We start from the raw sequence: 18,723 nt of genomic DNA on the forward strand, positions 1-18,723 counted from the left end.
TATGGATCAGCAACTTATCATTAGCGGCGCGCTGGCGCTGGCCGGATTGGGCATTGGCTGGATGCTTGCCCAATTGCGCGCCGGGCACCAGCACGCCAGTTTCACCACTGAGCGGCGCCTGCTGGAAGAGGCGCAGCAGCGTCAGCAGCAGCAGCTTGAACAGCTGCAACAGCAAATCCAACAGCGTGAACAAGAGCTGCGCCAGTTACATGGTGCACTGAGCGGTGCGCAGGAAAGATTACAGCAGCTTGATTACTGGCGCGGCGAGAGCGAGCAGCTAAACCGCGAATTGCGCAATCAGCTGGAAGTGAACAGTGCGCAGGAAGCCGAGTTGCGTGAAGTCACTATCCGACTTGAAGAGACGCGTTTTGCTGCTGAAGAGAAGCATCGTTTGCTGACGAACAGTGAACAGCGTCTCAGCGCACAGTTTGAAAACCTGGCAAACCGCATTTTCGAAAACAGCGGGCGTCGGGTTGATGAACAGAACCGCCAAAGCCTGAATAGCCTGATTGGGCCGCTGCGAGAGCAACTGGATGGTTTTCGCCGCCAGGTCAACGACAGCTTTGGTCTGGAAGCGCGCGAACGCCACACCCTGGCGCACGAGATCCGTCAGTTGCAGCAGCTCAATGTGCAAATGGCGCAGGAAGCGGTAAACCTCACTAAGGCCTTGAAGGGTGATAACAAAATCCAGGGTAACTGGGGTGAAGTGGTGTTAACGCGTGTGCTGGAAGCCTCGGGTTTGCGCGAAGGCTATGAGTATGAAACACAAGTCAGCGTGCGGTTGGAGCAGCAAGGCAGGATGCAACCCGATGTCATTGTGCGGCTACCTCAAGGTAAAGACGTGGTCATTGACGCCAAAATGACGTTGATTGCCTATGAGCGTTACTTTAACGCCGAAGACGAAGCCACGCGTGAGCAAGCCATCCAGGAACACATCAGCGCGATGCGCGGCCATATCCGCTTACTGGGGCGAAAAGATTATCAACAATTACCAGGTTTACGCTCTCTGGATTATGTGTTGATGTTTATCCCGGTCGAGCCGGCATTTCTGTTAGCCATTGATCGCCAGCCCGAGCTGATCAGCGAAGCGCTGCAACAGAACATCATGTTGGTCAGTCCAACCACATTGCTGGTGGCGCTGCGCACCATCAACAATTTATGGCGCTATGAGCATCAGAGCCGCAATGCACAACGTATCGCAGACCGTGCGGCAAGGCTGTATGACAAAATGCGCCTGTTTGTTGATGACATGAGCGGCATAGGCCATAACCTCGACAAAGCGCAGCAGAGCTATCAGCAGGCGATGAAAAAACTGGCGGAAGGGCGCGGCAACTTAATCGCGCAAAGTGAAGCTTTTCGCACGCTGGGCGTGGAGATCAAGCGGCCCATCAATCCTCAACTGGTTGAGCAGGCGCAGCCAGAGGAAGCGGATGAAAATTGGGCCGACGAGATTGAGCCCGATGAAAAGCCAACAGATTCTTCCACCGCTTCGCTGCGCCGTATCAATGAATAGCACGGTGGTCACGTGCTCGCGTAGCGCGACTCTGATACACTTCGGCAAGAATTGTTTGTGGAACAGGTAAACCCGATGGCAGATGAATCACAGCAGGAAACTACCCATTTTGGCTTTAAGACCGTCGCGAAAAGCGAAAAGGCCGATAAAGTCGCGGACGTGTTTCATTCCGTAGCGGCAAAATATGACCTGATGAACGATCTGATGTCGTTTGGCATCCATCGTGTCTGGAAGCGTTTTACTATCGATAGCAGCGGCGTGCGCCGTGGGCAGCGTGTATTGGATCTCGCCGGTGGTACCGGTGATTTAACCGCAAAATTCTCTCGCCTGGTGGGCGAAACCGGCCAAGTGGTATTGGCGGATATCAACAGTTCAATGTTGAAGATGGGCCGTGAGAAGCTGCGCAATATGGGCGTGTCAGGCAATGTCAGTTATGTGCAGGCTAATGCCGAAGCACTGCCGTTCCCCGATAACTATTTCGATTGCATCACCATCTCATTCGGTCTGCGTAACGTGACCGAAAAAGAGAAGGCGCTGGCATCGATGTTCCGCGTGCTTAAGCCGGGTGGCCGTCTGTTGGTGCTGGAATTTTCTAAACCGCTGCTGGAACCCTTAAGCAAAGCCTACGATACCTACTCGTTCCACATCTTGCCGCGTATTGGCCAGATAGTGGCGCAGGATGCGGAAAGCTATCGCTATTTGGCAGAATCGATTCGTATGCACCCCGATCAGGAAACCCTGAAAGCGATGATGAACGATGCCGGTTTCGAAAATACCACCTACTTCAATATGACTGGCGGTATTGTGGCGCTGCATCGCGGCTTCAAGTTCTGATTTATCATGACTTTTACCCCGCTTATTACTGGCGGTCTTGAGACCGCCCTCAATCGTGTTCTCTATCGCGACCGCAGTCTGAAAGCTGCGCGCCAGCGTCTGGCCGGTAAAGTCTTAACCCTGCGTTTGCAGGAGCTGGATTTCCCGCTGGTGCTGGTGTTCAGCGAGTCACAACTGGATGTGCTGAGTGACTGGCAAGACGGCAGTGATTGCAGTGTGAGCCTGCGCCTCAGTACGTTGCCAAAATTGCGCGATCGCCAGCAGCTCACCAGCCTGATTCGCAGCGGTGAGCTGGATGTGGAGGGCGATCTGCAGGTTGTGCAGCAGTTCTCTGCGCTCATGGATCTCGCCGAACTCGATCCGGCCGAATACCTTGCGCCGTGGATTGGCGATATCGCAGCGCAAGGCGTAAGCCAGGCGGCACAGCATGCGCTGAAATTTGTGCAGAAGCAGGTCACCCGTCGACAAGACTATCTTGGCCAGGTCCTGACGGAAGAGTGGCGTGTCGCACCGGGTGCACTGGAACTGGCGTGGTTCTGCGAAGAGGTAGAGGCGATGGAACGTTCGCTTAATGCGTTTGAAGCGCGTTTAGCACAGCTGGAGGCGAAATGACGCTGGGAGAAATTCGGCGCTTATACTTCATCATCAAGATCTTTCTGACCTACGGTCTTGATGAACTGATCCCCCACATGCGCATCACATTGCCGCTCCGCATCTGGCGGCGCTGCATCTTCTGGATCCCTAACAAGCATAAAAACGAATCGACGGGCGTACGCATTCGTCTGGCAATGGAACAGCTTGGCCCGGTGTGGATCAAGTTCGGTCAGATGCTTTCAACGCGTCGTGATCTCTTCCCACCGGCGATTGCGGATGAACTCGCGGTGTTGCAAGACCGCGTCGCGCCGTTTGATGGCCTTAAAGCTAAAGAGCAGATTGAACGTTCAATTGGCGGCCCAGTTGAGACCTGGTTTGATGATTTTGACATCAAGCCGCTGGCCTCCGCGTCAATTGCACAGGTGCATACGGCGACGCTGAAATCTAACGGCCGTGATGTGGTGATCAAGGTGATCCGCCCGGACATTCTGCCGGTGATCAAAGCGGATATGAAGCTGATCTACCGCATGGCACATTGGGTTCCTCGTTTGCTGCCGGATGGTCGTCGTCTGCGCCCGGTTGAAGTGGTGCGCGATTACGAAAAGACCCTAATTGATGAACTCAATCTGCTGCGCGAGTCGGCGAATGCCATCCAGCTGCGTCGCAACTTCGAGCAGAGCCCGATGTTGTATGTGCCGGAGGTGTTCTCGGATTACTGCAGCGAATCGATGATGGTGATGGAGCGCATCTACGGTATTCCGATCTCCGATGTGGCCGCGCTGGAGCAGCATGGCGTCAACATGAAGATTTTGGCAGAGCGCGGCGTGCAGGTGTTCTTCACCCAGGTGTTCCGTGACAGCTTCTTCCACGCTGATATGCATCCCGGCAATATCTTCGTTAGCTACGACCATCCAGAAGATCCGCAATACATCGCGATTGACTGCGGTATTGTCGGCTCGTTGAATAAAGAAGATAAGCGCTATCTGGCGGAAAACTTCATCGCCTTCTTTAATCGTGATTACCGCAAAGTGGCGGAACTGCACGTGGATTCCGGATGGGTGCCGCCGGACACGAACGTCGAAGATTTTGAGTTTGCCATTCGCACTGTCTGTGAACCTATTTTCGAAAAGCCGCTGGCGGAGATCTCTTTCGGCCATGTTTTGCTGAATCTGTTCAACACCGCGCGCCGCTTCAATATGGAAGTGCAGCCACAACTGGTGCTGCTGCAAAAAACGCTGTTGTATATCGAAGGTATTGGCCGTCAGCTTTATCCGCAACTCGACTTATGGAAAACCGCGAAACCTTTCCTTGAGGACTGGATCAAGGATCAAATCGGTATTCCTGCCATCTTACGCGCGGTGAAAGACAAGGCGCCCTTCTGGGCGGAGAAACTGCCGGAACTGCCAGAGCTGTTTTATGACAGCATGCGCCAGCACAAGTTATTGCAGCACAGCGTCGATAAGCTGGTCAGTGATATGAATGCGCAACGTACTCGTCATCACAAGGCGCGCTATCTGTTTGGTGTCGGGGCTACACTGTTATTAAGCGGTACTGCGGTACTGCTGAGTCGGCCCGACTGGGATTTCTTCCCGGCGCTGTTAATGGCCGCTGGCATCGTTACCTGGCTGATAGGTTGGCGCAAGACAAACTGATTGTCTGCCTGGTGCAAATCGCGTAATGTCGCATGCTAAAGCCCGAATTCATACGGGCTTCTGTGCGTCACATTCAAGAGTTTTTCACAGAATATTAGAGGCATATCTCATGGGCGGTATCAGTATTTGGCAATTGTTAATCATTGCCGTCATTGTTGTACTTCTGTTCGGTACCAATAAACTTCGTAACCTGGGTTCGGATTTAGGCTCTTCCATTCGTGGCTTCAAAAAGGCCATGGGCGATGAAGACGATAAAAAGGATCAGCCGAAAGAGCAGGACGCTGACTTCAACGCCAAGACTCTGGCAGATAAACAGCAAACCTCGGCGAGTAAAGACGACGCCCGGGACAAGTAAGGGTTAACTGTGTTCGATATTGGTTTTAGTGAACTGGTATTGGTGTTCGTTATCGGGCTGATCGTTCTTGGCCCGCAACGATTACCGGTTGCGGTGAAAACCGTCGTGGGCTGGATTCGGGCGATTCGCTCCCTGGCTGCTAACGTGCAAAACGAACTGGCGCAGGAGCTGAAACTGCAGGAGTTGCAGGACAGCCTGAAAAAGGTTGAAGAGGCGGGTCGTGGCTCGTTGTCGCCTGAGCTGAAAGAGTCAATGGAAGAACTGCGTAAAACCGCTGATTCCATGAAACGTTCTGTGCAGCAGAGTATCGATATTGAGAAAGCGGAAGATGAATCCAACACCATTCATCAGCCGCATCCTGCTACAGCTCAGCCAGCTCAGCCAGCGGTGACACCTGCGACGGCCGAGCATCAGGCTAGCGCACCGGCGCAGGCACCCCAGCCAGCGGCGGCCGAGCATCTGGCCAGCGTACCGGCACAGGCACCTCAACCGGTAGCAGCAGAAGCTCAGTCATCAGTTAGTACCGCGCAGAATGTGACGCCTACTCCCACCGTAAAAGATGAAAGATAAACATGGCCGTTGAAGATACCCAACCGCTCATCAGCCACCTGATTGAGCTGCGTAAGCGTTTGTTGAACTGCATTATTGCGGTGTTTGCTATCTTTTTGTGCCTGGTTTATTTCGCTAACGACATCTATCACTTGGTGGCATCGCCACTAATCAGCCAGATGCCGGCTGGCGCCAGCATGATTGCCACCGATGTTGCCTCACCGTTCTTCACGCCGATTAAGCTCACTATTATCGTATCGGTATTTCTTGCGGTACCGGTGATCTTGTATCAGGTTTGGGCATTTGTGGCGCCTGCACTGTATCGCCATGAGCGTAAATTGGTGATGCCACTGCTGTTCTCTAGTACGCTGCTGTTCTATGTCGGCGTGGCCTTTGCCTATTTCATCGTGTTTCCGCTGGCGTTTGGCTTCTTTGCCAAAACGGCACCGCAGGGTGTGACGATCGCAACTGATATCACCAATTACCTCGACTTCGTGATGACCATCTTCATGGCATTTGGTGTCGCCTTTGAGGTGCCAATCGCGATTGTTCTGCTGTGCTGGACCGGAATCACAACACCTGAAGATTTGCGCAAGAAACGTCCTTACATGCTGGTCGGCGCATTCGTTGTTGGGATGTTGCTCACACCTCCGGATGTTTTCTCGCAAACTTTGCTCGCTATTCCGATGTACTGCCTGTTTGAAGTCGGCGTATTCTTCTCCCGCTACTATGTGGGTAAAGGACGCAAAGCGTCAGAGGATGAGGAACAGAACACCGAATCCTGATGTCCTTTAAGCAGGGCATCCCGCAAGCGAGCGGGGTGATGATGAATCTAAGCCGCCCACTTGGGCGGTTTTTATTTGGGAAAAGAACATGTTCGATATCGGTGTAAACCTGACCAGCACGCAATTCGCAAAAGATCGCGAGCAGGTTGTGAAACGTGCGCGCGAAGCAGGCGTCACCGGCCTGTTGATTACGGGCACCAATGCCCTGGAGAGCCAGCAAGCACGCCAGTTGGCGGCGCACCATAGCGGTTACTGTTGGTCAACGGCGGGCGTGCACCCGCATCATGCCAGTGAATGGTCGGCGGAAACGGCGAATACCTTGCGCCGCCTGGCTGAAAGCGAAGAGGTGGTGGCGATAGGCGAGTGTGGCCTCGATTTTAACCGTAATCTCTCGGCACACGATCAGCAGGAATATGCGTTTGATGCGCAGCTGGCCCTGGCGGCGGAGTTGCAGCTACCCGTGTTTCTGCATTGTCGTGAAGCACATGAACGCTTTGCTGCGGTACTGGCGCCATGGCTTCCCAAATTGACGGGTGCGGTGGTGCACTGCTTTACCGGTACGCGTGAAGAGTTGGAAGCCTGCCTGGCAATGGGGTTATCAGTGGGTATTACCGGCTGGGTATGCGATGAACGTCGTGGCATGGAGCTGCGTGAGATGTTGCCGCTGATTCCAGCCGAGCGACTGTTGCTGGAAACCGACGCTCCCTATCTTTTACCGCGAGATATGCACCCGCGTCCGCCTTCTCGTCGCAATGAGCCGTGTTTTTTGCCGCATATTGTGCAGCAAGTGGCGAACTGGCGTGGGGAAGAGGCAGAGACGCTGGGCGCGCGCGTCGATAGCAACGCACGCCAGCTGTTTAAGCTGGCTTAAAGCTTACGGAACTGCTTGTTATCAACACTGCGCATCACTTGTTTGTTGAGCAGGTTGAGCAGTAATACGGAGCGAGTCTCGCCATCAGGCTCGGCAAAGATCGCGCGCAGTCCTTCAAAGGTTCCCTCGGTGATGATCACTTCATCACCGCTTTGCGGTGTTTCCGGATCCAGCAGGATTTGTGGCACATCGGTCTGCAGCGCTTCAATCACTTCGCTGGAGACGGTGGCAGGTTGCGCACCAAAGCGCACAAAGTGGCTGACACCGCGCGTGCTGCTGATGGTGGTGGTGTGAATCGATTCCGGATCGAACTCGATGAACAGATAGTTAGGGAACAACGGTTCACTTACCGTCGTGCGTTTGCCGCGCACAATCTTTTCCAGAGCGATCATAGGGCTGAGGCAATTCACCTCTTGCCGCTCAAGATGCTCTTTCGCGCGCAACAGCTGTCCACGTTTGCAATAGAGTAAGTACCAGGATTCCATAACTGCTCCCAAATATTGGACGCTAAGAATAACAAACCTGTTGTCAGAGTTATAGCGCATCGGCCAGCGTAAACGGGGCTGTGAAAGAAAAATCACTACGATTTTTCCGATTGGTGCGGCTTCTTAACGCATTCTTCCAAGAAAATTGACGGCTGATGACCATCTGTATCAGACTCCTTCACCATCTCTTGCTTCAATTTGAAAAGGACTGGCTGATGGAACTGTTCTTGTTAAGTAACGGCAAAGTGGCTGACGATGCGCCACTGTTAAGCTACGCCCACCCACAACTGCACGCGATGATTGCGCAGCGTGGCATCACTTCGGCGGTGCTGGTGCCGTATGCGATCATTCGTGGCGACCACGCACAGCGTGCGCAAGACCTGTCTGACTCATTGGGTATTGAGGTGCGCACCGTACACGAGTTTGACTCCCCGGTGGCAGCGATTGAACAGGCGGAGTTGATCCTGGTGAGTGGAGGCAACACGTGGTTCCTCAACCAGATGCTGCACGAGCACGGGCTGATTGTGGCGATCCAGCGTGCGGTGCGCGAGCGCGATGTTCCATATGTGGGCTGGAGCGCCGGCTGCAATGTGGCCACGCCATCGATTCGTACCACCAACGACATGCCGGTGCGCAGCAGCGTCGTATTGCCTGCGCTGGGGCTATTCCCGGTGCAGATCAACCCGCACTATCTCGACGCACACGTGAGCGGCCACATGGGGGAAACCCGTGATGAGCGCCTGGCCGAGTTTTGCGCGGTCAATCCGCATGAATCGGTCATTGCGCTGCGTGAAGCCAGCTTCTTACACGTTAGCGAAAACCGCCTGCGCTACTACAGCGCGCGTGGCGAAGATTTTAAGGTGTTCCGTCACGGCGAACCTATCATGGCCTACCATGATGTGCTGGCAATTCAGGCACTGGTACCATTCTCCTGTCAGTCCGTTTAATGTTTGGGTATATACTTCCCGATTCACTTTGGCCGGAAGCTAACGCCGCATGAAATATCAGGATTTACGAGACTTCCTCGCGTTGCTCGAGCAGCGTGGCGAGTTAAAGCGCATCACTCAGGAAATTGATCCTGAGCTGGAGATGACGGAAATTGCCGATCGTACGTTACGTGCGGGCGGCCCGGCACTGCTGTTCGAAAACCCAAAAGGGTACGACATGCCGGTATTATGCAACCTGTTCGGCACGCCGAAGCGTGTGGCGATGGGCATGGGCCAGGAAGATGTCAGTGCGCTACGTGAAGTAGGCAAGCTGCTGGCGTTCCTGAAAGAGCCTGAGCCGCCTAAAGGTTTCCGCGATTTATTCGACAAGATGCCGCAGTTCAAACAAGTGCTGAATATGCCGACTAAGCGCCTGCGCAATGCGCCGTGCCAGGAAGAGGTATTCAGTGGTGATGATGTCGATTTGTCGCGCATTCCGGTAATGAAATGCTGGCCAGGCGATGCTGCACCGCTGATTACCTGGGGATTAACTGTTTCCCGTGGGCCGCACAAAGAGCGCCAGAATCTCGGTATTTATCGCCAGCAGGTGATCGGCAAGAATCGCGTGATCATGCGTTGGCTGTCGCATCGCGGCGGCGCGCTGGATTTCCAGGAGTGGTGCAAAGCGCATCCGGGTGAACGTTTCCCGGTATCCGTTGCGCTCGGCGCTGATCCTGCCACCATTCTTGGCGCGGTGACGCCCGTGCCGGATACCCTTTCCGAGTACGCCTTTGCCGGCTTGTTGCGCGGCAATAAAACTGAAGTGGTGAAGTGCCTCTCAAACGATCTCGAAGTGCCCGCCAGTGCGGAAATTGTGCTGGAAGGCTATATCGAGCCGGGCGATCTGGCACCGGAAGGACCCTACGGCGATCACACTGGCTACTACAATGAAGTAGATAGCTTCCCGGTATTTACCGTGACGCACGTAACGCAACGCCGCAACCCCATTTATCATTCAACCTATACCGGTCGTCCACCGGATGAGCCAGCGGTTTTGGGTGTGGCGCTGAATGAAGTGCTGGTGCCGATTTTGATCAAGCAATTTCCGGAAATTGTGGATTTCTACTTGCCGCCAGAGGGATGCTCCTATCGTCTCGCCGTGGTAACCATTAAGAAGCAGTATGCCGGTCATGCTAAGCGCGTGATGTTTGGCGTGTGGTCTTTCCTGCGCCAGTTCATGTACACCAAGTTTGTGATTGTCTGTGACGATGATGTCAACGCACGTGACTGGAACGACGTGATTTGGGCCATTACCACCCGCATGGATCCGGCGCGGGATACGGTGATGGTGGAGAACACGCCTATTGATTACCTCGACTTCGCCTCGCCGGTTTCCGGTTTGGGTTCGAAAATGGGGCTCGATGCCACGAATAAGTGGCCCGGTGAGACGACGCGCGAGTGGGGCACGCCAATTGTGAAAGACCCGGCTGTCACGGCGCGTATTGATGCGATTTGGGATGAGTTAGCTATCTTTGCCGAGCCGCCGCAGCGCTAACGGCGGCACAGAACCATAAAAAAGGGCACGTATGACGACGTTAAGCTGCAAAGTCACTTCGGTTGAAGCGATTACGGACACGGTTTACCGCGTTCGTTTGATTCCGGCAGCGGATTTTAACTTCCGCGCGGGACAATACCTGATGGTTGTGATGGATGAGCGTGATAAGCGCCCGTTTTCGTTGGCTTCCACACCAATGGAAAAGGATATTATCGAATTGCACATCGGCGCATCGGACATCAATCTGTATGCCATGGCAGTGATGGATCGCATCAAGAATGATCGTCAAATCACGGTAGATATGCCGCACGGCGATGCATGGCTGCGTGAAGACAGCGATCGTCCCATCATTCTGATTGCCGGTGGCACAGGCTTCTCATACGCACGCTCGATCCTGTTGACTGCCCTGGCGCAGCAGCCGGATCGCGACATCGCCATTTACTGGGGTGGCCGTGAGCTGATGCATCTGTATGATCTGGATGAACTGAATGCGTTAGCGGTGAAGCACCCTAACCTGAAAGTGATTCCGGTAGTGGAACAGCCAGCCGAGGGTTGGGAAGGACGCGGTGGCACGGTGTTGACCGCCGTGATGCAAGATTACGCTACCCTCAGTGGACACGATATCTATATCGCGGGACGCTTTGAGATGGCGAAGATTGCGCGCGAACGCTTCTGTGCGGAGCGCGGTGCCGTTGAAGCACAGATGTTCGGCGATGCGTTTGCTTTCATCTAATATCGGCATGTCATAATGCACTAAGTTTGTAAGGTGGCTACTTGAAGCCACCTTTTTTTTGGTTTTATCGCTGTGGATGGTGTGCATTGGTCCCAAAAAAAGCCCGCCCAGTTGGGCGGGAACACATGCAACATTCAACGTATTAAACGCGTTCGAACACCGTCGCGATGCCCTGACCCAAGCCAATGCACATGGTGGCCAGACCAAAATGTGCATCGCGACGTTCCATAAGATTCAACAATGTGGTGCTGATACGTGCACCAGAACATCCCAGTGGATGTCCCAATGCAATCGCACCACCGTTCAGATTCACTTTCTCATCCAGCTGATCCCGCAGCCCTAAATCCTTAATGCAGGGGAGCGTCTGGGCCGCAAAGGCTTCGTTGAGTTCAAACAGATCAATATCCTGCTCGCTCAAGCCTGCGCGCTTCAGCGCCAGTTTGCTAGCAGGCACCGGGCCGTAGCCCATGATGGACGGATCGCAGCCCACCACCGCCATGCTACGAATACGTGCACGCGGCGTCAGGCCAAGATCTCTGGCGCGGCTTTCACTCATGATCAGCATGGCTGCTGCACCATCAGAGAGGGCGGATGACGTCCCCGCTGTGACGGTGCCATTGACGGGATCAAAGGCGGGACGCAGCGCAGCTAGCCCCTCCAGGGTGGTATCTTCGCGAATCACTTCATCCGTGTCATAGCGTTTCAATACGCCATCGGCATCATGGCCATAAGTCGGCACAATTTCGCGTTTGAAGTCGCCTCGCTGTGTAGCAGCCCAGGCGCGTTGATGTGAACGCAAGGCGAAGGCATCTTGTTGCTCGCGGGTGATGTGGTGCATACGCGCCAGCATCTCAGCGGTGAGACCCATCATGCCCGCCGCTTTTGCCACGGTACGGCCTAGGCCTGGATGGAAATCGACACCGTGGTTCATTGGCACATGGCCCATATGTTCCACCCCCCCAATCAGGCAACTGTGTGCATCGCCTACCATTATGGCGCGTGCCGCATCGTGTAGCGCCTGCATGGATGAGCCGCACAGGCGATTCACGGTACTGGCCGGGACACGATGGGGAATCTCCGCCAGCAATGCCGCATTACGCGCAATGTTAAAGCCCTGTTCCAGCGTCTGCTGCACGCATCCCCAGATGATGTCATCCAGCGAAGCGGGATCAACACCTGGATTACGGCTCAGCAATTCGCGCATCAAATGCGCAGAGAGATCTTCCGCACGAACCTGTCGAAATGCGCCGCCTTTTGAACGACCCATTGGTGTACGCACGGCATCAACGATGACTACATTTTCCATTTTCTTCACCTCAGGCACTTTGTAATGCCGCTTCGTCAATCGGCTGAACCGCGGGATACCAGCTCTGCTGCTGATGGGCTTTCTGCACTATCTGTTCAGGCAACGTATAGAGTGGGCCTAGCGCAATGTAACGTTTCGCTTGATCAACCACGTTGCTGTTACCCAACGTATCCATGTAGCGGAAAGCTCCGCCGCGGAACGGAGGGAAGCCAAGGCCATAAACCAAGGCCATATCGGCTTCAGCAGGCGAAGCGATGATGTTCTCTTCCAGGCAGCGAACGACTTCGTTGAGCATCGGAAGCATCATGCGGTTAGCAATATCCTCGTCGCTGAATACGCGTTTCGGCTCACAAATCGGTTCCAGCAGCGCATCAACCGCCGGGTCGGCTTTTTTCTGTGCTTTGCCTTTTTTGTCTTGCTCCCACAGGTAAAAGCCTTTGCCGTTCTTCTGCCCGAAGCGTTGCGCATCGAACAGCACGTCAATGGCATCGCGGTAGTCTTTCTGCATACGTGTGGGGAAACCCTGCGCCATCACTTTTTGTGCGTGGTGGGCGGTATCGATACCCACGACATCCAGCAACCAGGCGGGTCCCATTGGCCAGCCAAACTGTTTCTCCATCACCTTATCGATTTGACGGAAATCGGCACCGTCGCGCAGCAACAGGCTGAACGCAGCGAAATAGGGGAACAGAACACGGTTGACGAAGAATCCGGGGCAGTCATTGACCACAATTGGGGTTTTGCCCATTTTGCTTGCCCAGGCGACGACTTTACTGATGGTCGCTTCTGAGGTTTTCTCACCGCGAATCACTTCTACCAATGGCATGCGTGGGACCGGATTGAAAAAGTGCATGCCGCAGAAATTTTCCGGGCGTTGTAATGACTGCGCCAGCAGGCTAATCGGGATGGTAGAGGTGTTAGACGCGAGAATCGCATCCTCGCGTAAGTGTTGCTCGGTTTCGGCCAGCACTTTGGCTTTGATTTGTGGATTCTCAACTACTGCTTCAACCACCACATCGGTCCGCTCAAATCCGGCGTAATCCAGCGTGGGTTGAATCGTCGTGAGTACACTGGCCAGCTTGGCACCGTCGATTTTGCCGCGCTCCAACTGCTTGTTGAGTAATTTGCTGGCTTCGGTCATCCCCAGAGTCAGTGCCTGCGGATTGATATCTTTCATTTTCACCGGCACGCCTTTCCATGCAGATTGATAGGCAATACCGCCGCCCATGATCCCTGCGCCCAGCACTGCCGCTTGCTGTGGTGCACCGGCTGCGCTGCTGTGTTTCTTCGCCAGGCCTTTGACATATTGATCATTCAGGAAGATACCGACCAGCGCCCGCGCCACATCACTCTGTGCCAGAGGGACAAAGGCAGCGGTTTCCAGTTTCAGCGCATCATCACGGTGTAATCCCGCAGCGGCCTCGATGGTTTTTACCGCAGTGATAGGCGCTGGATAGTGTTTGCCCGCAGTTTGCATGACCATGCTTTTGGCAATGGTAAAGCTCATCGCGGCTTCTATGGGGCTCAGTTTCAGCGGGTTAAGTTTGGGAGCACGTCGCACCTGCCAGCTGCCTTGCACTATCGCATCCTGCAACATGGTCAGCGCTGCCGTGCGAAGTTTGTCGCTGCTGACCACCGCATCGATCAAACCGAGTTTGAGCGCGCTGTTACCATCAATATCTTTTCCGGCGGCAATGATCTCCAGTGCGCTATCCGCACCCAGCAGGCGTGGCAGGCGCACACTGCCACCAAAGCCAGGCATGATACCCAGTTTGGTTTCCGGCAAGCCGATGCGTGCAGTTGGTGTAGCGATACGGAAATCGGTGGCGAGTACGCATTCACAACCGCCGCCAAGCGCATAACCGTCAATAGCGGCTACCGTGGGAACGGGTAAATCTTCCAGACGATTAAAGATGCTATTGGCAAACGCCAGCCATTGGCTCAATTTCTCTTCAGGCGCATCAAACAGCGACAGAAATTCGGTGATATCGGCGCCGACAATAAAGGCGGGTTTGGCTGAGGAGAGCAACAGACCACGCAGCGCGGGTTGTTGCTCCAGTACGCTGAGCGCTTCGCCTAATGAGGCAACAGTTTTCGTATCGAGTTTGTTCACTGAACCCGGTGCATCGAACACCAGTTCGGCAATGCCGTCGTCGAGCCAGTGAACTGAAAGGGTATCGCCTTGGTAGAGCATGTCCGTCTCCTGAAACCGCGAAAGGTGATCTGGTCATACCAGATGAGTTGGAGTGTGGGCGGCATGTTAATTTTTTGCAAACGGGTCTTTGCTTATTTGATACGCCGATCACAGCGTGTGCAGCACGGCAACGCACGGTTGGCTGTGCTACACTGCGGCCACTTTCGCGACATCGGAGACAAGTCCATGGATTCACTGAAAACCCTGTATCACGCGCATATCAATACGCTGCAACAGCGTGCGCAGCAGGTACTGGCACGCTTTAAGCTTGATGCCATGTTGATTCATTCTGGCGAGCTGTTAACCGTTTTCCTCGACGACCACGACTATCCGTTTAAAGTGAATCCGCAGTTCAAAGCTTGGGTGCCTGTCACGCAGGTTCCCAACTGCTGGTTATGGGTTGATGGGGTGAATAAGCCGAAGCTGTGGTTCTATTCGCCGGTGGACTACTGGCACAACGTTGAGCCGCTGCCAGACAGCTTCTGGACGCACGATGTCGACGTGGTGGGGCTGAAAAATGCGGATGATATCGCTCAACTGTTGCCTGCCCAGCGCGACAATGTCACCTACATTGGTCCGGTGCCTTCTCGCGCAACACAGCTGGGTATCAACAGCGACCATGTTAATCCAAAAGGCGTGATCGACTTCCTGCACTATCATCGCAGCATCAAAACCGATTACGAGCTGGCCTGCATGCGTGAAGCGCAGAAGCTGGCGGTAGCGGGGCATCGTGCGGCGAAAGAAGCCTTCTTCTCCGGCATGAGCGAGTTCGATATCAATATTGCCTATCTGACCGCGACGGGCCACCGCGATATTGATGTGCCGTACGGCAACATCATTGCGCTGAACGAACACGCTGCCGTACTGCATTACACCAAACTCGATCATCAGCCACCGGCCAAGCGCCACAGTTTTCTGATTGATGCGGGTGCGGAATACCTTGGCTATGCTGCCGATCTGACGCGCAGCTATGCGGCGCAGAGTAAATCGCGCTATGCCGAAATGGTAGAAGCGATGAATAAAGAAGAGTTGGCGCTGATCGCTACGCTGAAAGCTGGCGTGCGCTATACCGACTACCATCTGCAAATGCATCAGCGCATTGCCCGACTGTTGCTGAAGTTTGACTTGGTCAAAGGCCTGACTGAAGAGACGCTGGTGGCGGAAGACCTGACCGGTCCATTTATGCCGCACGGTTTGGGGCATCCGCTGGGCTTGCAGGTGCATGACGTGGCCGGCTTTATGCAAGATGACAATGGCACGCACTTGGCCGCACCGTCACAGTATCCTTATCTGCGTTGTACCCGCGTGCTGGAACCGGGCATGGTGCTGACCATCGAGCCAGGTTTCTACATTATCGATTCACTGCTAGCGAAACTGCGTGGCGGTAAGTACAACCAGTACTTTGACTGGCAGGCGATCGATGCACTAAAACCGTACGGTGGTATTCGTATTGAGGATAATGTGGTCATCCACGCCAATCGCGTTGAAAACATGACGCGCGACCTGCATCTGGCCTGATGGTTGCGTACGATATTCCCGCTGAGGCTGTGAGCCTCAGCGAGGAAACCATCAAGAAAAGCCGCTTTATTACTTATCTGGCGCATACCGTTGGCGTTGAGGCGGCGCGTGCTTTTGTACAGCAGGTGAAGTTGGAACATCCTGCGGCGCGCCATCACTGCTGGGCGTGGGTTGCTGGGGCACCGGATGATTCGCAGCAGCTGGGTTTCTCCGATGATGGTGAGCCTTCTGGCACGGCGGGAAAACCGATGCTGGCACAGTTGATGGGGAGTGGCGTGGGTGAGATTACGGCGGTGGTGGTGCGTTATTATGGCGGCATTATGCTGGGCACCGGTGGATTAGTGAAAGCGTATGGCGGCGGCGTGCAGCAGGGGCTGAAGCAACTGATGCGTGCGCGTAAAGTGCCGATGCAATCTTTTACCTTGCAATGTGATTATGCCCAGTTGAGTGATATCGAGCGTCTGTTGCAACGCTTTGACGGCATCATTGAAGAGAGCCATTATCAGGATCGTATCGCGCTACGTCTGGCGTTGCCGCATCCACAGATTGATGGCTTTCGGCAAAACCTTTCTGACTACAGCCGGGGCGCGCTGACGCTCATCCCGCTGGACCATTAAAAGCATCTGTTTAAAGGAAACGGCTGAATGCATTTTCGCGCCATTACCCGCATCGTGGGCTTGTTGGTGATTTTATTCTCGGTGACGATGATCCTGCCGGGGCTGGTGGCCTTGATTTACCGCGACGGCGCTGGGCGCGCGTTCAGCCAGACCTTTATGATGGCGATTGTTATCGGCTCGCTGCTGTGGTGGCCGAATCGCAAAAAGAAAACCGAACTGAAGCCTCGCGAAGGATTTCTGATTGTCGTGCTGTTCTGGACCGTGCTGGGAAGCGTGGGGGCCATGCCCTTTATTTTCGCGGAACAGCCGCATTTGTCGGTCACCGATGCGTTCTTTGAATCCTTCTCTGGGCTGACGACCACGGGCGCCACCACGCTGGTGGGCCTTGATACCTTACCGAAAGCGATTTTGTTCTATCGTCAGATGCTGCAATGGCTGGGCGGTATGGGGATCATCGTGCTGGCCGTAGCCATCTTGCCGATTCTGGGTGTCGGTGGCATGCAGCTTTATCGTGCTGAAATGCCGGGGCCTCTAAAAGATAACAAAATGCGTCCGCGCATTGCCGAAACGGCTAAAACGCTGTGGTTGATCTACGTGTTACTCACCGTCGCCTGTGCTGTGGCACTTTGGCTGGCGGGGATGCCAATGTTCGATGCCATTGGCCACAGCTTCTCTACCATCGCGATTGGTGGTTTTTCTACACATGATGCGAGTATCGGCTACTTCAATAGTCCTACTATCAATACCATTGTGGCGGTGTTCCTGCTGATCTCGGGCTGTAACTATGGCCTGCATTTCTCTTTATTAAGTGGTCGTAGCCTCAAAGTTTACTGGCGCGATCCCGAATTCCGCATGTTTATTGGCGTGCAGCTCACGTTAGTGCTGATCTGTACGGTAGTGCTGTGGTTCCACAATGTGTATGCCAGCGGTTGGCAAACATTGAACCAGGCCTTTTTCCAGGTGGTGTCGATGGCAACCACCGCGGGCTTCACTACAGATAGCATTGCGCGCTGGCCATTGTTCCTACCGGTGCTGTTGCTCTGCTCTGCTTTTATCGGCGGTATGGCGGGATCGACCGGTGGTGGATTAAAGGTCATTCGTATTTTGCTGCTGTTTAAGCAAGGCTCACGTGAACTGAAGCGCTTAGTGCATCCAAACGCGGTTTACACTATCAAACTGGGTAATCGTGCACTGCCGGAACGTATCCTTGAAGCGGTGTGGGGTTTCTTCTCTGCTTACGCGTTGGTGTTCTTACTCAGCATGCTGGCTATCATCGCCACGGGCGTGGATGACTTTTCTGCCTTTGCGGCTGTGGCGGCAACACTAAACAACCTCGGGCCAGGCTTGGGCGTTGTGGCAGACAACTTCGCTTCAATGAATGATGTTGCTAAGTGGATTTTGATTTTAACCATGCTGTTTGGGCGTCTTGAGGTGTTCACACTGCTGGTCCTGTTCACCCCGACCTTCTGGCGTGAATAAGAGAAACAGGATTATCTAATGAAAGCATTGATTCTTTATTCCAGCCGCGATGGGCAAACCCGCGAGATCGCGGCGCGTATTGCGCAGACGTTAGCGCCGCAGCAGCTGTGTGATGTGATTGATTTACTGGAAGCACAGAAGGTTGAATGGTCGCAGTATGATCGTGTGTTAATTGGCGCCTCCATTCGCTATGGCCATTTCCATCCAGCATTAATCAAGTTTGTTACTCAACATCGGGCGGAATTACTGCAACGTGTCAGTGGCTTCTTCAGTGTTAACCTGACTGCCCGTAAGGCGGATAAGTGTACGCCTGCAACCAATGCTTATACACGTAAGTTTCTTGAGCAGTCTCCGTGGCAGCCAGATTGCTGCGCGGTGTTCGCCGGCGCGCTGCGTTATCCCCGTTATCGCTGGTTTGATCGTGTCATGATTCAACTGATTATGCGCATGACGGGCGGTGAGACGGATACATCTAAAGAAGTTGAATACACGGATTGGAATAAAGTGACGGTTTTTGCCCAGGATTTTGTTCATTTACCAGGCAAATCGTTGTGAAATAGAGCGTTGTGGCTAAATTTAGGCCGAACGATAATTTTTTTGCAATAAACCCTTGTCAGCCCCGAATAACTCCCTATAATGCGCCACCACTGAGACGGCAAAGCGGCAACGCAGACGGCTCAGCAGGGAGTGAAATGATTCATCCCGCCGGAGAAAGACGCTGAAAAAAGTGTTTGACTCTGAAGGAGGAAAGCGTAAT

Annotated in this window: 19 protein-coding genes; 15 read left to right on the forward strand and 4 right to left on the reverse strand. The window is 54.1% G+C overall.

The features are described 5' to 3' along the window. Position 1 precedes the first annotated feature (1 nt). The 8 genes from rmuC (at position 2) to tatD (ending at position 7,153) form a co-directional block, all read left to right on the forward strand. Positions 2–1,513, forward strand: coding sequence for a DNA recombination protein RmuC (gene rmuC, locus F3J38_RS20165; protein ID WP_167141318.1), 1,512 nt, complete (start codon positions 2–4; stop codon positions 1,511–1,513). A 75-nt stretch (positions 1,514–1,588) separates the two neighbouring features. Further along, positions 1,589–2,347 (forward strand): bifunctional demethylmenaquinone methyltransferase/2-methoxy-6-polyprenyl-1,4-benzoquinol methylase UbiE, encoded by a 759-nt coding sequence (gene ubiE / locus F3J38_RS20170; protein WP_167141320.1) that lies wholly within the window; start codon positions 1,589–1,591, stop codon positions 2,345–2,347. Between the two features lie 6 nt (positions 2,348–2,353). Further along, positions 2,354–2,959, forward strand: coding sequence for a ubiquinone biosynthesis protein UbiJ (ubiJ, locus tag F3J38_RS20175; protein WP_167141321.1), 606 nt, complete (start codon positions 2,354–2,356; stop codon positions 2,957–2,959). Beyond that, a complete protein-coding gene (gene ubiB / locus F3J38_RS20180) occupies positions 2,956–4,593 on the forward strand; it encodes a ubiquinone biosynthesis regulatory protein kinase UbiB (protein ID WP_167141323.1) in 1,638 nt (545 codons plus the stop codon). Before ubiJ ends, ubiB begins: the two co-directional genes overlap by 4 nt. 109 nt (positions 4,594–4,702) lie before the next feature. Next, positions 4,703–4,948: a Sec-independent protein translocase subunit TatA gene (gene tatA, locus F3J38_RS20185; protein ID WP_038643775.1), complete on the forward strand. Its 246-nt coding sequence runs from the start codon at positions 4,703–4,705 to the stop codon at positions 4,946–4,948. 9 nt (positions 4,949–4,957) lie between these two features. Continuing rightward, positions 4,958–5,518, forward strand: a complete 561-nt coding sequence (gene tatB / locus F3J38_RS20190; RefSeq protein WP_167141324.1) for a Sec-independent protein translocase protein TatB — start codon at positions 4,958–4,960, stop codon at positions 5,516–5,518. A gap of 2 nt (positions 5,519–5,520) precedes the next feature. Continuing rightward, positions 5,521–6,282 carry a Sec-independent protein translocase subunit TatC gene (gene tatC / locus F3J38_RS20195; RefSeq protein ID WP_167141325.1) on the forward strand — a complete coding sequence of 254 codons (762 nt, stop codon included), beginning with the start codon at positions 5,521–5,523 and terminating at the stop codon, positions 6,280–6,282. Positions 6,283–6,370: 88 nt separating this feature from the next. Then, the gene (gene tatD / locus F3J38_RS20200) at positions 6,371–7,153 is read left to right on the forward strand and encodes a 3'-5' ssDNA/RNA exonuclease TatD (protein WP_167141326.1); all 783 of its coding nucleotides are present in this window, start codon (positions 6,371–6,373) and stop codon (positions 7,151–7,153) included. Here the strand turns inward: tatD and rfaH are convergent. Then, positions 7,150–7,638, reverse strand: a complete 489-nt coding sequence (rfaH, locus tag F3J38_RS20205) for a transcription/translation regulatory transformer protein RfaH (protein WP_084938407.1) — start codon at positions 7,636–7,638, stop codon at positions 7,150–7,152. The two genes, tatD and rfaH, sit on opposite strands and share 4 nt — an antisense overlap. Before the next feature lie 215 nt (positions 7,639–7,853). Between rfaH and pepE the strand changes: the two genes are divergently transcribed. The 3 genes from pepE to fre are packed head-to-tail and all read left to right on the forward strand — an operon-like array spanning position 7,854 to position 10,852. Then, positions 7,854–8,585: a dipeptidase PepE gene (gene pepE, locus F3J38_RS20210; protein ID WP_167141327.1), complete on the forward strand. Its 732-nt coding sequence runs from the start codon at positions 7,854–7,856 to the stop codon at positions 8,583–8,585. 49 nt (positions 8,586–8,634) lie between these two features. Beyond that, the gene (gene ubiD / locus F3J38_RS20215; protein WP_084938409.1) at positions 8,635–10,119 is read left to right on the forward strand and encodes a 4-hydroxy-3-polyprenylbenzoate decarboxylase; all 1,485 of its coding nucleotides are present in this window, start codon (positions 8,635–8,637) and stop codon (positions 10,117–10,119) included. A gap of 31 nt (positions 10,120–10,150) precedes the next feature. Continuing rightward, entirely contained in the window at positions 10,151–10,852 is a 702-nt protein-coding gene (fre, locus tag F3J38_RS20220; RefSeq protein ID WP_167141328.1) for an NAD(P)H-flavin reductase, read from the forward strand. A 142-nt stretch (positions 10,853–10,994) separates the two neighbouring features. Here the strand turns inward: fre and fadA are convergent, their stop codons facing one another. After that, positions 10,995–12,158, reverse strand: coding sequence for an acetyl-CoA C-acyltransferase FadA (fadA, locus tag F3J38_RS20225; RefSeq protein ID WP_167141329.1), 1,164 nt, complete (start codon positions 12,156–12,158; stop codon positions 10,995–10,997). A gap of 10 nt (positions 12,159–12,168) precedes the next feature. Beyond that, positions 12,169–14,352 (reverse strand): fatty acid oxidation complex subunit alpha FadB, encoded by a 2,184-nt coding sequence (gene fadB / locus F3J38_RS20230; RefSeq protein WP_167141330.1) that lies wholly within the window; start codon positions 14,350–14,352, stop codon positions 12,169–12,171. A 186-nt stretch (positions 14,353–14,538) separates the two neighbouring features. Here fadB and pepQ point away from each other — a divergent pair, with 186 nt between their 5' ends. The 4 genes from pepQ to hemG are packed head-to-tail and all read left to right on the forward strand — an operon-like array spanning position 14,539 to position 18,521. Beyond that, positions 14,539–15,870 (forward strand): Xaa-Pro dipeptidase, encoded by a 1,332-nt coding sequence (gene pepQ / locus F3J38_RS20235; RefSeq protein WP_167141331.1) that lies wholly within the window; start codon positions 14,539–14,541, stop codon positions 15,868–15,870. Next, positions 15,870–16,487 (forward strand): IMPACT family protein, encoded by a 618-nt coding sequence (locus tag F3J38_RS20240; RefSeq protein WP_167141332.1) that lies wholly within the window; start codon positions 15,870–15,872, stop codon positions 16,485–16,487. Before pepQ ends, F3J38_RS20240 begins: the two co-directional genes overlap by 1 nt. A gap of 27 nt (positions 16,488–16,514) precedes the next feature. Continuing rightward, positions 16,515–17,966, forward strand: a complete 1,452-nt coding sequence (gene trkH, locus F3J38_RS20245) for a Trk system potassium transporter TrkH (protein ID WP_167141333.1) — start codon at positions 16,515–16,517, stop codon at positions 17,964–17,966. A gap of 18 nt (positions 17,967–17,984) precedes the next feature. After that, on the forward strand, positions 17,985–18,521 hold the full coding sequence (hemG, locus tag F3J38_RS20250) for a menaquinone-dependent protoporphyrinogen IX dehydrogenase (protein ID WP_167141334.1): 537 nt from the start codon (positions 17,985–17,987) through the stop codon (positions 18,519–18,521). A 21-nt stretch (positions 18,522–18,542) separates the two neighbouring features. Here the strand turns inward: hemG and F3J38_RS27985 are convergent. Continuing rightward, the coding region (locus tag F3J38_RS27985; protein WP_205298338.1) for a hypothetical protein at positions 18,543–18,723 on the reverse strand (181 nt) is incomplete at its 5' end.

This window comes from Candidatus Pantoea formicae, assembly GCF_011752625.1.
In the GTDB taxonomy this organism is placed as follows: domain Bacteria; phylum Pseudomonadota; class Gammaproteobacteria; order Enterobacterales; family Enterobacteriaceae; genus Pantoea; species Pantoea formicae.

Coding starts and splice junctions, on each gene's coding strand:
- rmuC (WP_167141318.1), top strand. CDS start 2: ATGGATCAGCAACTTATCATTAGCGGCGCGCTGGCGCTGGCCGGATTG.
- ubiE (WP_167141320.1), top strand. CDS start 1,589: ATGGCAGATGAATCACAGCAGGAAACTACCCATTTTGGCTTTAAGACC.
- ubiJ (WP_167141321.1), top strand. CDS start 2,354: ATGACTTTTACCCCGCTTATTACTGGCGGTCTTGAGACCGCCCTCAAT.
- ubiB (WP_167141323.1), top strand. CDS start 2,956: ATGACGCTGGGAGAAATTCGGCGCTTATACTTCATCATCAAGATCTTT.
- tatA (WP_038643775.1), top strand. CDS start 4,703: ATGGGCGGTATCAGTATTTGGCAATTGTTAATCATTGCCGTCATTGTT.
- tatC (WP_167141325.1), top strand. CDS start 5,521: ATGGCCGTTGAAGATACCCAACCGCTCATCAGCCACCTGATTGAGCTG.
- tatD (WP_167141326.1), top strand. CDS start 6,371: ATGTTCGATATCGGTGTAAACCTGACCAGCACGCAATTCGCAAAAGAT.
- rfaH (WP_084938407.1), bottom strand. CDS start 7,638: ATGGAATCCTGGTACTTACTCTATTGCAAACGTGGACAGCTGTTGCGC.
- pepE (WP_167141327.1), top strand. CDS start 7,854: ATGGAACTGTTCTTGTTAAGTAACGGCAAAGTGGCTGACGATGCGCCA.
- ubiD (WP_084938409.1), top strand. CDS start 8,635: ATGAAATATCAGGATTTACGAGACTTCCTCGCGTTGCTCGAGCAGCGT.
- fre (WP_167141328.1), top strand. CDS start 10,151: ATGACGACGTTAAGCTGCAAAGTCACTTCGGTTGAAGCGATTACGGAC.
- fadA (WP_167141329.1), bottom strand. CDS start 12,158: ATGGAAAATGTAGTCATCGTTGATGCCGTGCGTACACCAATGGGTCGT.
- fadB (WP_167141330.1), bottom strand. CDS start 14,352: ATGCTCTACCAAGGCGATACCCTTTCAGTTCACTGGCTCGACGACGGC.
- pepQ (WP_167141331.1), top strand. CDS start 14,539: ATGGATTCACTGAAAACCCTGTATCACGCGCATATCAATACGCTGCAA.
- F3J38_RS20240 (WP_167141332.1), top strand. CDS start 15,870: ATGGTTGCGTACGATATTCCCGCTGAGGCTGTGAGCCTCAGCGAGGAA.
- trkH (WP_167141333.1), top strand. CDS start 16,515: ATGCATTTTCGCGCCATTACCCGCATCGTGGGCTTGTTGGTGATTTTA.
- hemG (WP_167141334.1), top strand. CDS start 17,985: ATGAAAGCATTGATTCTTTATTCCAGCCGCGATGGGCAAACCCGCGAG.